This window comes from Flavobacterium humidisoli (assembly GCF_023272795.1).
Taxonomy (GTDB): domain Bacteria; phylum Bacteroidota; class Bacteroidia; order Flavobacteriales; family Flavobacteriaceae; genus Flavobacterium; species Flavobacterium humidisoli.
In genome coordinates, this window is the sequence record NZ_CP096829.1 from 3,184,616 (window position 1) to 3,198,303 (window position 13,688).

Annotated in this window: 13 protein-coding genes; 9 read left to right on the forward strand and 4 right to left on the reverse strand. The window is 32.5% G+C overall.

The features are described from left to right. The first annotated feature begins 11 nt into the window (after positions 1 to 11). Positions 12 to 1,664: a mechanosensitive ion channel family protein gene (locus M0M44_RS13615; protein WP_248726138.1), complete on the forward strand. Its 1,653-nt coding sequence runs from the start codon at positions 12 to 14 to the stop codon at positions 1,662 to 1,664. A gap of 228 nt (positions 1,665 to 1,892) precedes the next feature. Continuing rightward, positions 1,893 to 2,192, forward strand: coding sequence for a hypothetical protein (locus M0M44_RS13620; protein ID WP_172426902.1), 300 nt, complete (start codon positions 1,893 to 1,895; stop codon positions 2,190 to 2,192). A gap of 92 nt (positions 2,193 to 2,284) precedes the next feature. Here the strand turns inward: M0M44_RS13620 and uvrA are convergent, their stop codons facing one another. Then, positions 2,285 to 5,080, reverse strand: coding sequence for an excinuclease ABC subunit UvrA (gene uvrA / locus M0M44_RS13625; protein ID WP_248726139.1), 2,796 nt, complete (start codon positions 5,078 to 5,080; stop codon positions 2,285 to 2,287). A gap of 519 nt (positions 5,081 to 5,599) precedes the next feature. On the opposite strand from uvrA, the gene M0M44_RS13630 reads away from it, so the two are divergent. The 3 genes from M0M44_RS13630 to M0M44_RS13640 all read left to right on the forward strand — a co-directional run bounded on the left by M0M44_RS13630 (position 5,600) and on the right by M0M44_RS13640 (position 7,986). Then, positions 5,600 to 6,184: an RNA polymerase sigma factor gene (locus M0M44_RS13630; protein ID WP_248726140.1), complete on the forward strand. Its 585-nt coding sequence runs from the start codon at positions 5,600 to 5,602 to the stop codon at positions 6,182 to 6,184. A 50-nt stretch (positions 6,185 to 6,234) separates the two neighbouring features. Next, complete coding sequence (locus tag M0M44_RS13635; protein WP_248726141.1) at positions 6,235 to 6,378, forward strand: hypothetical protein; 144 nt, start codon at positions 6,235 to 6,237, stop codon at positions 6,376 to 6,378. A 543-nt stretch (positions 6,379 to 6,921) separates the two neighbouring features. Further along, positions 6,922 to 7,986 (forward strand): tetratricopeptide repeat protein, encoded by a 1,065-nt coding sequence (locus M0M44_RS13640; protein ID WP_248726142.1) that lies wholly within the window; start codon positions 6,922 to 6,924, stop codon positions 7,984 to 7,986. A 61-nt stretch (positions 7,987 to 8,047) separates the two neighbouring features. Here M0M44_RS13640 and nth read toward each other — a convergent pair whose 3' ends face one another. Next, positions 8,048 to 8,710, reverse strand: coding sequence for an endonuclease III (nth, locus tag M0M44_RS13645; protein WP_248726143.1), 663 nt, complete (start codon positions 8,708 to 8,710; stop codon positions 8,048 to 8,050). Positions 8,711 to 9,001: 291 nt separating this feature from the next. Here nth and bcp point away from each other — a divergent pair, with 291 nt between their 5' ends. Beyond that, a complete protein-coding gene (bcp, locus tag M0M44_RS13650) occupies positions 9,002 to 9,454 on the forward strand; it encodes a thioredoxin-dependent thiol peroxidase (protein ID WP_248726144.1) in 453 nt (150 codons plus the stop codon). A gap of 274 nt (positions 9,455 to 9,728) precedes the next feature. On the opposite strand, the gene M0M44_RS13655 is transcribed toward bcp, so the two are convergent. Further along, positions 9,729 to 11,189, reverse strand: coding sequence for a TonB-dependent receptor (locus M0M44_RS13655; protein WP_248726145.1), 1,461 nt, complete (start codon positions 11,187 to 11,189; stop codon positions 9,729 to 9,731). 90 nt (positions 11,190 to 11,279) lie between these two features. Here M0M44_RS13655 and M0M44_RS13660 point away from each other — a divergent pair, with 90 nt between their 5' ends. From M0M44_RS13660 to M0M44_RS13670, 3 genes are read left to right on the forward strand one after another with little or no spacing between them, the layout of a single operon-like run. After that, positions 11,280 to 12,044, forward strand: coding sequence for an MBL fold metallo-hydrolase (locus M0M44_RS13660; protein ID WP_248726146.1), 765 nt, complete (start codon positions 11,280 to 11,282; stop codon positions 12,042 to 12,044). A gap of 12 nt (positions 12,045 to 12,056) precedes the next feature. Beyond that, positions 12,057 to 12,560, forward strand: a complete 504-nt coding sequence (locus tag M0M44_RS13665; protein WP_129748379.1) for a hypothetical protein — start codon at positions 12,057 to 12,059, stop codon at positions 12,558 to 12,560. Positions 12,561 to 12,602: 42 nt separating this feature from the next. After that, entirely contained in the window at positions 12,603 to 13,031 is a 429-nt protein-coding gene (locus M0M44_RS13670; RefSeq protein ID WP_248726147.1) for a hypothetical protein, read from the forward strand. Positions 13,032 to 13,097: 66 nt separating this feature from the next. Here the strand turns inward: M0M44_RS13670 and M0M44_RS13675 are convergent, their stop codons facing one another. Then, on the reverse strand, positions 13,098 to 13,664 hold the full coding sequence (locus tag M0M44_RS13675) for a cysteine hydrolase family protein (protein ID WP_248726148.1): 567 nt from the start codon (positions 13,662 to 13,664) through the stop codon (positions 13,098 to 13,100). Positions 13,665 to 13,688: the final 24 nt, after the last annotated feature.

Genomic DNA, 13,688 nt, shown 5'->3' on the forward strand with positions numbered 1-13,688 from the left:
TCTAATAGAATATGAAAATAAAAGTACTTAGGTTATTTGCTTTCTTTTTTGTCTTGCTTTCTTTTTCGATATTCGCCCAGAATAGTAATCTGAAAAAACCAGAAAAAGAATCTGCAACAGTAAAACTAAAAGGTTATCCAGTGAAGCCTTTTAATGATACAATTTTTTTTGTTTACCATAATGTTGGCTCCTTTTCTGCAAAAGAACGGGCGCAATATATTACAAGTAAAATTAAGAGATTGTACAATGAATCTTTTTTTGAAAAAGACTCTATAAAAGTTATTCCTTCCGATGTTTCTATGGATATTGTATACCAAAGCGATTTGGTGATAATGTCTGTTTTGGAAGCCGATGCAAAAGCCGAAAACAGCACAGTAAGTGCGATTGCCAATCGCAATTTAGCTAAAATTAAAAGCGCTATAATCTATCAGAATGAGAATTATTCGCAACTTCCTAAACGAATTGGTTATACAGTATTATTAACTCTTATAATTGGATTAGTCTTATTTTTGATATCGAAAGTTTTCAATTTCATAAAAAGATATATTGTAAAAAAGAGAGCTAGGTATTTTAAAGGAGTCAGTTATAATTCAATTAATATATTGTCTCCAGACAAACAGCTGTTTTTGTTTCTTCGAATTTTTGGGATTATAAAAACAATTACGCTTATTTTAATCGTATATCTTTCGCTTCCTGTTTTGTTCAGCATATTTCCTGCTACAAAAGACTATACAACAACATTGCTCAAGTGGATTTTAACGCCAGCTAAATTGGCGTTTATGGGGTTTATAAGCTTTTTGCCAAGCTTGTTTACCATAATTGTGATCATCATTATTTTTAAATACTCTCTTAAGGTAATTAAGTTTTTCTTTTATGAAATAAAATCAGAAAACATTAAAATTAATGGCTTTTATAGTGATTGGGCATTACCGACATTCAATGTTATTAGACTTCTGATGTATGCTTTTATGCTAGTGATTATTTTTCCATATTTGCCAGGTTCAGATTCGCCTATTTTCAAGGGAGTTTCGGTATTTGTTGGGGTTTTGTTTTCGCTTGGTTCTTCCAATGCCATTGCTAATATGGTTGCAGGTTTGGTTATTACCTATATGCGTCCGTTTAAAATAGGGGACTTTATAAAAATTGGAGAGGTAAGTGGAGAAGTAATTGAAAAAACCGCCTTGGTTACTAGAATTAGAACGCCAAAATTTGAAGATATTACGATTCCAAATGCTACCGTTTTATCGAGTACTTCTACCAATTATTCAGCAAATACAAATGAGTCCACAAACGGATTATTAATTCATACTACGGTTACAATTGGATATGATGTTCCTTGGAAAGACATTCATGCCGCCTTGATTGATGCCGCTGTAAAAACGGAAATGACAGAAAAAGAACCTAAACCATTTGTGCTTCAAACCAGTTTAGATGATTTTTATGTTTCGTATCAAATAAATGTTTATACCAAAGAACCAACCAAACAACCAAGGATTTATTCTTCACTTCATCAAAATATTCAAGATTCTTTTAATGCTGCCGGTATTGAAATCATGTCGCCCCATTACAGTGCTTTACGAGATGGAAACACAACAACAATTCCGCCTAATTATTTAAAAGAGGACTATGAATCTCCTGTTTTTAATATTAAAAGCAAAGGTTAAATAATTGATAACGAGTAATTAAATTTAAAACTTTAACACATGAATACTTTGTAATTAATTGAATAAAAATTAACTTTATCATGAATGTTTGTCAGTACTTTGCTCAAAACTCAGTTTTTTTTATAATAAAACGACTAGATGTAAGTATTTATTTATTGTTAGGAATGGAATAGTTTTGAAGCAAATTACGAATAAAGTGTAACCAGAATTAATTGTAGATTAGAAATTATGAAGTACAATCATCTCAGCCATGAACAAAGCATGCAAGTATTTTCTAATATGATATCAACCAAAGTTCATAATGGATTTACTTTAGAAGAAAGAAATGATGAATTGCTTTTCGCGGTTTTATCTAAAGGTGGTAAAGTGGTTAATCACAGTTTGAATTTTTTGATTTTTTGTTTAACTCTAGGTTTATGGTCATTTGCATGGCTGTACTTAACCTTTGAAGCTTCAAAACAAAAAAAGATTTTAGTAGCTATTGACGAAGATGGTCTTCCTTTTGAGGAAAGATGTTTGGTAGCATAAGAACGCTAAAAAAAACGAGAAATAAATAAAGCCATAAATGCAAATTAATCAATTGCATTTATGGCTTTGTTATTTAAAAAAACGAGTAAGATTTATAGCTTGTCTTTTAAGTAAACTCCCGTTACCGATTCTTTTACTTTTACAATATCTTCTGGAGTTCCAGATGCCAATAAATGACCACCATTTTCTCCACCTTCCGGACCTAAATCCAATATCCAGTCGGCGCATTTTATTAGATCAAGGTTGTGCTCGATTACAATTATTGAATGTCCTTTTTCAATTAAAGCATCAAAAGAAGCTAAAAGCTTTTTAATATCATGAAAATGAAGTCCAGTCGTAGGCTCATCAAATACGAAAAGTGCCTTGTCTTTTGTTGCTCCTTTAACTAAAAAGGAAGCCAATTTTATACGCTGTGCTTCTCCACCAGAAAGTGTAGAAGAAGATTGCCCTAACTGAACATATCCTAAACCTACATCTTGCAAAGGCTGCAATTTTTGGGTGATCTTAGTCTGTTTGTTTTTTTCGAAAAAGGCAATCGCATCGTCAATTGTCATTGTTAGAATGTCATTGATGTTTTGATTGTCAAAAGTGACCTCCAGAATTTCTTTTTTAAATCGTTTTCCTCCGCAGGTTTCACAAGGTAGCGAAACATCGGCCATAAAGACCATTTCGACATTGATAGAACCTTCACCTTTACAGGTTTCGCATCGTCCTCCGTCAACATTAAAAGAGAAATGTTTGGCCTGATAACCTCTTATTTTTGATAATTTTTCTTTTGCATACAAATCACGAATATCATCATAAGCCTTGATATAAGTGACAGGATTTGATCTCGAACTTCTTCCAATCGGATTTTGATCTACATATTCAATATGCTTGATTTGCGAAAAAGATCCAGAAATTTCAGTAAACTGCCCTGCTTTTTCAGCAGCACTTTCCAATTTTTTCTGTACGGCTGGAAACAAAATTTTCTTAATCAAAGTACTTTTTCCACTTCCAGAAACTCCTGTAACAACAGTTAAAACATCTAAAGGAAAGGTAACATTTATATTTTTTAAGTTGTTTTCGCGAGCGCCAATAATATCAATATGATTTTTGAATTTTCTTCTTTTCTTCGGAACCGAAATTTCTAAATCACCATTTAAATATTTTGCTGTCAAAGAATCAGATTTCAAAATCTCATCATAAGTTCCTTGAGCAACCAATTTTCCTCCAAAAGTTCCAGCTTCTGGGCCAATATCGATAATCATATCGGCAGCTTTCATAATATCTTCATCATGTTCAACCACAATTACGGTGTTGCCAAGATCACGAAGAGAAAGCAATACCTTAATCAGTCTTTCAGAATCTTTTGGATGAAGACCAATACTTGGCTCATCCAAAATATACATCGATCCAACCAAACTGCTTCCAAGAGAAGTCGCTAGATTAATACGCTGCGATTCACCTCCAGAAAGAGTAGCAGAATTTCTATTAAGAGTAAGATAATCTAAACCGACTTCAGTTAAAAAAGACAAACGATTATTAATTTCCACCATTAATCGTTTAGCGATTTGCTGTTCGTACTGATTTAATTCGATGTTTTTAAAGAAAGTAACCAAATGTTTAATTGGTAAATCAACCAGATCAGAAACCGTTTTTCCGTTGATTTTTACGTAAGAAGCTTCTTCGCGCAAGCGTTTCCCTTTACAGGAATGGCATTTTGTTTTACCACGGTAACGAGACAGCATTACACGATTTTGAATCTTATAGTTTTTTTCTTCTAATTCTCTGAAGAAATCATTAAGTCCTTGAAAATACTGATTTCCAGTCCAAATTAAATCTTTTTGTTCGTCTGTTAATTGAAAATAGGGTTTGTGAATTGGGAAATCAAATTTATAAGCGTGTTTTACCAATTCATCTTTGTACCAGCTCATGCTTTCGCCACGCCATGGATAAATAGCGCTTTCATAAATTGATAATGAAGTGTTCGGAACAACCAGATCAGCATCAATGCCAATTATATTTCCGTAGCCTTCACAAACAGGGCAAGCTCCATACGGATTGTTGAAACTGAATAAATGCACATTTGGCTCTAGAAAAGTCATTCCGTCAAGCTCAAAATTATTAGAATAAGAAAATCTCTTTTCAGCATTTAATTCTTGAAGATAACAAATTCCTTTTCCTTCAAAAAAAGCAGTCTGTACAGCATCAGCCAAACGGTTATAAAATTCATCTTCCTCTTTTACAACAATACGATCAATGATCAATAAAATATCTTTATTATCGAATTGATGTAAATCTGAAGCAGAAAACTCGTCCAAACGAACCATTTCATTATCAACCAAGATACGAGCAAAACCTTGTTGCAAAAGCACTTTTAGTTTGTCTTCAAGCATTCTTCCTTCTTCCAGATGAATTGGAGCAAGCAATAACCATCTGCTGTCAAGAGGAAGGTTCTTTACATCTGAAATAACATCAGTAACAGTATTTTTTTTAACTTCCTGTCCAGAAATAGGAGAGTAGGTACGTCCAATTCTGGCAAACAAAAGTTTGATATAATCGTAAATTTCAGTAGAAGTTCCAACTGTTGAACGAGCATTGGTTGTATTTACTTTTTGCTCAATAGCAATTGCGGGAGCAATACCTTTAATATATTCTACCTTAGGTTTGTCTAAACGGCCTAAAAACTGACGAGCATAAGAGGATAAACTTTCTACGTAACGTCTTTGTCCTTCGGCATATAAAGTATCAAAAGCTAAACTCGATTTTCCTGATCCTGAAAGACCTGTAATGACAACCAGTTTGTTTCTAGGAATTACAACATCTACATTTTTTAAATTATGTACTTGCGCTCCTTTAATTATAATATTTGATTTTGGATCTATTTTAGAAAGGTCAATTTGCATAAAAAAGTCAATTTTTACAAAAGTAATCAATTTTGAATTGGATTTAGTTAAGGATTTAGTTCCAAATCTTAACTATTTTAATCTTTTAAGATTCTTTTTTGAACCTCATTTTTTAGCCTAAAATGGTGCTTTTGCATGGAAATAAATAGTTCTGCGAAAAAAAATATTAAGCAATTATCTATTTATTACGAGAAAAAATTGTAATTTGAATTTTGATTTAAAGAGAGAAGTAAATATTATCTCGTTAATATTGAGGTGTTTATCTGTGTTTTTTGGCGCTTTTAACTATCTTTTGTTTTATGAATTTTTAGCTGTTTGTGCGTAAATTTTATGTTTATTGTACATTAATAAAAGTTTTACTAATAATTATTAATGATTTTATTTGCTTTTTAAAACTAAAATTTGTTAAATTTGGTCACAATATTAACATAACCTATAAAAAAGAAACGCCTATATAAGAAAACTACTTTTTAGAAAATACTCCAAATTTTAAAAATTAAAACTAAAAAAGTAGTTATTATGGCTGATCTGCATACTCCAGACGCTCTATTAGTAAAAAATTATGTTGACGGTAGTGAAGCTGCACTTGCAACATTAATAAAAAGGCACGAGTCTAAGATATATGGATTTATATATTCTAAGATAGCTGATAGAGATATTTCAAATGATATTTTTCAAGATACATTTATTAAAGTAATTAAAACTTTAAAAAGTAATTCGTACAACGAAGAAGGTAAATTTTTGCCTTGGGTTATGCGTATTTCTCATAATTTAATTGTAGATCATTTTCGTAAAACGAAGAAAATGCCAATGTATAGAGAGACAGAAGAGTTTTCTATTTTCTCTATTATGTCAGACGATGCATTGACAATTGAAGGTAAAATGATTGTGGATCAGGTAGAACTTGATTTGAAAAAGCTAATAGAAGAGCTTCCAGATGACCAAAAGGAAGTATTGGTAATGCGTATGTATCAGGACATGAGCTTCAAAGAAATCTCGGAAATAACTGGTGTTAGCATCAATACAGCATTAGGAAGAATGCGCTATGCGCTAATGAATTTGAGAAAAATAATAGATAAACATCAAATTATTTTAACCAACTAATACTATTTTGATAATAAGCCCGTTATATTAGTATAAAATATTCTGATAGTATGGGGAAAATTTACTCAAAAAAAGCATTAGCTTCTAAAAATCTTAAACCTAAAAAAGAAGTTGTTTCTTTTTTATTGAATTATTCAAGAGCCTTGACTGTAGTTAAGATTGAGGATAAAAATTTTGAGATTATAGCTAACTAAACAGCCCACTGATCCTGTCGGATGTTTATCAAAAATAAACCAAATGGTCGTTTTGGTTTAAGAGCTCACTGTTTGTATATTTAATATACAGGTAGTGAGTTTTTTTTATTTCTACTTTTTTGATGGAAAAATATAAGTTTTTTACATCATTTTTCTCTTGTTTTGTTAAAATTTAAAAATTTGATGAGAATTTATATGTTTATTTGGTTTTTAATTCTATTTTAGTTAAAAAACTAACTTTTTATTCGAATAAAATGCTTTTGTAAAGTGTTATTCTTATTGAAAAGTTATTTAAGGTAAGAATTAGAAAAATAATACATTAAAAATTAAATATTTAACCTCAAAAAACAGATCGTTTATGAAGAAAAACTACCCTGCTTTATTTCGTTAAGTTTGATGCTCAATTGATTTGAGAAAATATTTGGACCAGCAAATGTTTGCTCATAAATGGTAATAAAGATAATTTTTAAACCAGTTTAATTATCTCTTTACTGTGCCTCAAAAGAACTAAGAAAATCATTTAATCACCAAAACTTAACCGTAATGAAAGAGAACATTAAAGTGTTGTCGTGCTTATTATTGATGAGCATTGGCGCATTTGCCCAAAAAGACAAAATTAAGGAAGCGCAGTCTTTATTTGATAAAGGAAATAGTCAAGACGCTTTGGCTATCTTAACTAAAACAGAATACCTTATTCTTAATGCTTCTGATGAAGACAAATCTGATTACTATTTCTTAAAAGGTAATGTCTTAAAAGATTTGGCTGTAAAAAACATAGATGCAGCAAACAATTTTACATTGGCGTCGCAATCCTATCAAGACGTTTTCTTATACGAGAACGAATCAGGAAAATTTAAGTGGACAATTAAAGCTAATATGGCATTAAAAGACATGAAAGCTAGTCTAGTAAATGGTGCAATGGCAGATTTTAAAGCCGAAAAATACAAAGAAAGTTCCGATAAAAGCTACAAGGTATATTTATTTGATAAAAAAGATACCATAAACTTATACAACGCGGCATCTTCATCTATAAACGCCAAAGATTTCAATGCAGCTGTAACTTACTACGAACTTCTGAAAAAGATTAATTATTCAGGAAAAGGAGTTTTGTACTATGCGACAAATAAGAAAACAAAAGAAGAAGACCTTTTTATTTCACCAAAAGCTAGAGAATCGGCGATACAGCAAGGTCTTTACGAAAAACCAAGAACCGAGTCTGTGCCTTCTAAAAGAATAGAAGTAAACAATAATCTTGCTTATGCTTATCTTGAAAAAAAGGATTATCCAAGAGCAGAATCTATTTATAATTATGTTCTGGAATTAGACCCGAATTATGTTGATGCTTATATTAATTTGGCTTATTTGAAATTGCAAATGAAAAAGGATTTGGCTGATGAAATAGCGTCATTAGGAACTACTCCAGCCGAGATGAAGAAATATGATAAGCTGAACGCTCAGAAAGATGATATTATTCGAAGTGCAATTCCGTATCTGAAAAAAGTACTGGTTCTTGAGCCGAAAAATCCAGATGCTACAAAAACATTATTAGGAGTTTACAGATCGCTAGATATGAACGCAGAATATAATGCTTTAAAAGCAGGAATGTAATTTTCTTAAAAAATACAAAGTTTCAAAGTAACAAAGGTGCAGCGTTTTTTTATCTGCGCCTTTATTTTTTTGACGCTGTTTTTTCCATCTCCTCAATTAGGGATTTTTTACCTACGGTTTTCGTTATAATGTCTTTTTCAAGATTCCAGCCTCTAGCGGGCGAATATTCTCGGCCATACCAAATAATTTGCAAGTGTAAATCATTCCATAATTCTCTAGGAAATAATCTTTTAGCATCTTTTTCGGTCTGCGCTACATTTTTACCGTTAGATAGATTCCATCTGTGCATCAAGCGGTGAATATGCGTATCTACAGGAAAAGCGGGCACGCCAAAAGCTTGTGACATTACCACACTTGCCGTTTTGTGTCCAACAGCTGGTAAAGCTTCAAGTGCCTCAAAACTCTGCGGAACTTCGCCGTTATACTTTTCAATTAAAATCTCAGATAAGCCATAAATTCCTTTAGATTTCATAGGAGATAAACCGCACGGGCGAATGATTTCTTTAATTTCTTCTACCGACATTTTGACCATATCATAAGGGTTATCGGCTTTTGCAAATAATAAAGGTGTAATTTGGTTTACACGAACATCGGTACATTGTGCAGATAATAAAACAGCGATTAAAAGTGTATATGGGTCTTTATGGTCAAGCGGAACAGGTATAGTAGGGTAGAGTTCTTTTAATTTATCAATAACAAATTGTACGCGAGCTTCTTTATTCATTTCCGTATTTTTAATGTTGTAAAAATAGTATAATTTTAATGATGTGCCTAATCCAGCTTTCTGTTTCAACTCCTCATTATGCTAGTCACATTTTTAAGTATTTAAAAGAGCTTCCTTCGGTCGCTTTTTAAATACAAAAAATGTAGACTATCATAATTCCGGGGTTTTCACTCCAATCTGGGGCAAAGAGGCTAACAGTTATAAATTATGGAGTATTAGTTAAGTTAAGACTTATAGATTATCTTTGTTTTTCTATCTAAAATCTAAAATCAACAATCTAAAATAAAAGACATGACAACATTAAAAGCAGGAGATAAAGCGCCAAATTTTTCAGGAACAGATCAAGACGGAAAAACACATAAGCTGGCAGATTATGCCGGAAAAAAATTAGTTGTTTTCTTTTATCCTAAAGCAAGTACACCGGGTTGTACGGCTGAGGCTTGTGATTTAAGAGATAATTTTCACCGTTTTCAAGCAAATAATTATGAACTTCTTGGTGTTAGTGCTGACAGTCAGAAAGCGCAGATAAAATTCAAAGAAAAATACGAATTACCATTTCCATTAATTGCAGATGAAGACAAATCGGTTATCAATGCATTCGGAGTTTGGGGACCGAAGAAATTCATGGGAAAAGAATACGACGGAATTCATAGAACAACTTTCGTAATTGACGAAAAAGGAATTATAGAAGAAGTAATCGAAAAAGTAAAAACAAAAGAACACGCTTCGCAGATATTGAAGTAACTTTTGTTTCAAGTTTCAGGTTTCAAGTTTCAAGTTACCTGTGGTAATGTTTATTTTAACCGCAAATCGCGTTAAGATATGCACAAAGTTCGCAAAGCTTTACATAGATTAAGCTTTGCGAATTTTACATTTTAAACTGAGACGAGAAAGCTTAGCGTGCTTTGCGACTAAAATAAACGTCATGTAAAACAACTTGAAACATGAAACTTGAAACATGAAACATGAAAAAAAGAAAACCTGAAACAAAAAAAAGTCCCAATAAAGGGACTTTTTTTTACGTATTTTGTTCTAATTCTTTCTGTGGATGATATCCAAAAAGGTGATGTTCTTTTATAATTTCAGGAATTCCAGGAGGAAGCATTGGTTCCCATCCAGGTTTTCCTTGATTGATCATTTTTAGGATTTCTCTAGAGAAAACATCCAAGATATTTGGATCGTAATCTTCAATATCAACCACTTTTCCGTTGAATTTAAAGAATTTATACAACTCTTTCATTCTAGGATGAACTTTCAAGTTGTTCGAATTCATTAATGAGCCATCTTCATCTAACATAGGATATAAGAATACTTTCATATCACGATAAAATAATTTACCGAAAGCTTCTAAGATTCCACCACTTAAATGACGATAATACTTCTCGTCAAAAATATCAACTAGGTTGTTTACACCCATTGCTAATCCCATGCGAGCTTTGGTGTAATTTGCGAAGTATTCTACAACTTTATAATACTCTTGGAAATTCGAGATCATAACCGTTTGGCCAAGAGAACAAAGTAATTCGGCTCTGTCCATAAAGTCGCGCTCATCAATCTCACCGTCAGAACGTAAATTTGAAAGAGTGATTTCAAAAACTACCAGAGTGTTGTTTTTTTCAACCTTATTTTCTTTGAGAAACATTTCTAATGATTTCTCATACATGTCCATATTTACTTTAGTAACAGGACGGAAACTTCCTCTTAAAGCTAAAAGGTTCTTTTTGTATAAGATAGCTGCCGGCAAAATGTTTTTTCCTTCAGGATTAAACATTACGGCATCTGTCATTCCGTTTTTAACCAATTGCAAACTTATTAATCGATTGTCTACATCGGCAAAACGAGGTCCAGAAAAGTTAATGGTGTCGATCTCTAATTGATCTTTATCTAAGTGATCGTATAGGTAACGAAGTAATCGTTTTGGATCGTTGTATTTGTAAAAAGCTCCGTAAATTAAGTTAACTCCTAAAATTCCAAGCGTTTCTTGTTGTAATCTAGCGTCAGTTTCTTTAAAACGAATATGTAAGATAATTTCGTTATACGCTTCGTCTGGTTCAATTTGGTATCTAATTCCGACCCAGCCGTGACCTTTAAATTGTTTGGCAAAATCTATTGTGGCAACAGTGTTAGCGTAGCTAAAAAAAAGTTTTGTAGGGTGTTTTTCACGACTTAAACGCTCTTCGATGATTTGCCCTTCATGTGTAAGCATTTTTTTCAATCGCTCTTCAGTAACATATCTTCCGTCGCTCTCAGTCCCATAAATGGCATCACTAAAATCTTTATCATAGGCAGACATCGCTTTTGCAATAGTTCCCGACGAACCTCCTGATCTGAAAAAGTGTCTAACTGTCTCTTGTCCAGCACCAATCTCAGCAAATGTTCCGTAAATATTTTCGTTTAAATTAATGCGTAACGCTTTGTCTTTTATAGAAGGAATCTGTTCGATGACCTTGTCACCCTTGAGTTTTATTTCTGTACCCATTTTGTTTTAAATAGATTTGTTACAAAGTTAGTAAATTAGGCTTCTAATGAAAGAGAAATAATCCTATTTTTGTAAAAAAATTAAGTTCAATTGAAGGTTTATTTTTTAGGTACAGGTACTTCTCAAGGTATTCCAATTATCGGAATCGATCATCCAGTTTGCAAAAGCACTGATGCTAAGGATAAAAGGCTTCGTGTGTCCATTTGGATAACATGGGGCGAGCATTCGTATGTAGTAGATTGTGGTCCCGATTTCAGGCAGCAAATGCTTTCTTGCGGATGCCAAAAATTGGATGCCATTCTCTTTACTCACGAACATGCAGATCATACTGCTGGTTTAGATGATATTCGTCCGTTTAATTTCAGGCAGGGAGAAATTCCTATTTATGGCCATAAGCGTGTTCTGGATAATTTAAGACGCCGTTTTGATTATGTTTTTGAAACTGTGAATAAATATCCGGGAGCTCCAAGCGTAAAAACTATCGAAGTGCAAAACAATGCGCCTTTTGCAGTTGGAGATAAAATGGCAATTCCTATAAATGCTATGCACGGTGATTTGCAGGTTTTTGGATATAGAATAGATGATTTTGCTTATCTGACAGATGTAAAAACCATCGAACAAGATGAAATTGAAAAACTAAAAGGGCTAAAAGTTCTGGTTGTAAATGCTTTGCGTGTAGAACCGCACAATACTCATTTCAATCTGCAAGAAGCACTTGATTTTATTAATCTTGTTAAGCCCGAAAAAGCGTATTTAACGCATATCAGCCATGTTTTAGGGTTTCATGAAGAAGTGCAGCAAAGCCTTCCTGAAAATGTTTTCTTGGCTTACGATAATTTAGAAATTACAATTTAATTATACCACACAATGAAAAAATCCTTAATGCTTTATCTTTTTATTCTTGCCATTTTAATGAATGTCTTCACCTATTCATTTTATAGCGGAGAAGTGAAATTTGGACAGGAGCGATATGATAAAACAACTAAGAAATTAAGAGACAGCATTAGTCTTATGAAAAATAAACTGGCAGAGGCTGATTATTTTTCGTTAGAGCACAACGAAAATGCGCAGAATTATTTTGATAACAGTGCTTCTGGCGGAAAAGTGATTTTGTACGAAAAACTAATTCCAGTTGTGACCGAAAAGTTATTAGATTTCAACGCAAATCCAAAAGGAAATCCGTATACAGGTCAAGATCAGATTGGTCCAAACAAATTTATCATCAATAAAGTAAAAATTTTAAATCACCGTTGGATTATTGCAGATTACAGCAATGGAGAATTATGGGGAGAAGTCTTGTTAAAATACTTTGTTGATAACGATGATAACATTACCTTTGAAGTAAATCAAACTTGGTTATATCAAAAATAGGATTTTATAATCCTATTTTTTTGACCTTAAAAATCTAGGATTATGAAAAAGATGTTTTTGTTTTTGGTTGTGGCAAGTGCAATCTCTTGCGGGAAAAAAGTTTCACAGGAAAATATAAGTAAAACTCCACAAGAACCCCAGAAAGAAGCGGTGGTTGGAGGAGACTCGGACTCGCATGGCTGTAAAGGTTCGGCGGGATATACTTGGTCAGCACTTAAAAAAGAATGTATTAGGATTTTTGAAAATAGCACAAGATTGGATCATGCTGAAGACGGAAAAACGTATACAACTGCTTCTTACGTAATTTTTGATGGAAATAAAGCGGAACTTTTTTTAGACACTCAAAAAGAATCTATCATTTTAGAAAGAAAATCTGAAGGTGATTCTTGGATTAAAGGCGATTGGCAGTTAATTCCTTGGAAAGGATATGTGTTGAAGAAAGGAAAAGATATTCTTTACACCGGACAGTAAAAATAGAAAGTGATATGTAAAATGCTTGAACATTTAATACATATCACTTTTATATTTTATTCTAATTTAAAGAATCTCTTTAATAAACTCAGAATTTACGACCTGAGCAAATTCTTCATTTAAACTTGCTAAAGTAGTTTGGTGAATTAGCTCAGCAGAGAATTCTTCTCCGTTTAGACTTTTTTTATTGAAAGTTGCGGTTGCGTCAGAAACTAAATAAACTGTATAGCCAAAATTACCGGCCATTCTAGTTGTTGTAGAAACACAGTGATCTGTAGTTAAACCTACAATAACTAGATTCGTGATATTAGCATTGTCAATTAGTTCTTTTAAGTTCGTTCCTATAAAAGCACTATTGACATTCTTCTTGATTACTGTTTCGTATTCAAGAGGTTTTACTATATCTTGAAATTGATTTCCAGGATTTCTTTCATTTAAAATCGAATTTGGATTTGAAGAACAATGCTGAACATGAAAAATAGGAAGTTTTTTACTTCTCCATATTTCCAAAAGTTCACCCGCTTTTTTTTCTGCGTCAATATTATTTCGGTCGCCGCCCCAGTAAGCAACATCTTGAAAACCTTTTTGGATATCAATTAAAATTAATGCTGGATTATCAAGTTTTGTGTTCATTTTATAAATGATTTAGTTAGGCTG

Bases quoted from the DNA above. Each gene is read 5' to 3' on its own strand.
- M0M44_RS13675 (WP_248726148.1), bottom strand. From the start codon at position 13,664: ATGAACACAAAACTTGATAATCCAGCATTAATTTTAATTGATATCCAA.
- M0M44_RS13665 (WP_129748379.1), top strand. From the start codon at position 12,057: ATGAAAAAATCCTTAATGCTTTATCTTTTTATTCTTGCCATTTTAATG.
- bcp (WP_248726144.1), top strand. From the start codon at position 9,002: ATGACAACATTAAAAGCAGGAGATAAAGCGCCAAATTTTTCAGGAACA.
- M0M44_RS13655 (WP_248726145.1), bottom strand. From the start codon at position 11,189: ATGGGTACAGAAATAAAACTCAAGGGTGACAAGGTCATCGAACAGATT.
- M0M44_RS13615 (WP_248726138.1), top strand. From the start codon at position 12: ATGAAAATAAAAGTACTTAGGTTATTTGCTTTCTTTTTTGTCTTGCTT.
- M0M44_RS13620 (WP_172426902.1), top strand. From the start codon at position 1,893: ATGAAGTACAATCATCTCAGCCATGAACAAAGCATGCAAGTATTTTCT.
- M0M44_RS13670 (WP_248726147.1), top strand. From the start codon at position 12,603: ATGAAAAAGATGTTTTTGTTTTTGGTTGTGGCAAGTGCAATCTCTTGC.
- M0M44_RS13630 (WP_248726140.1), top strand. From the start codon at position 5,600: ATGGCTGATCTGCATACTCCAGACGCTCTATTAGTAAAAAATTATGTT.
- uvrA (WP_248726139.1), bottom strand. From the start codon at position 5,080: ATGCAAATTGACCTTTCTAAAATAGATCCAAAATCAAATATTATAATT.
- M0M44_RS13635 (WP_248726141.1), top strand. From the start codon at position 6,235: ATGGGGAAAATTTACTCAAAAAAAGCATTAGCTTCTAAAAATCTTAAA.
- nth (WP_248726143.1), bottom strand. From the start codon at position 8,710: ATGAATAAAGAAGCTCGCGTACAATTTGTTATTGATAAATTAAAAGAA.
- M0M44_RS13640 (WP_248726142.1), top strand. From the start codon at position 6,922: ATGAAAGAGAACATTAAAGTGTTGTCGTGCTTATTATTGATGAGCATT.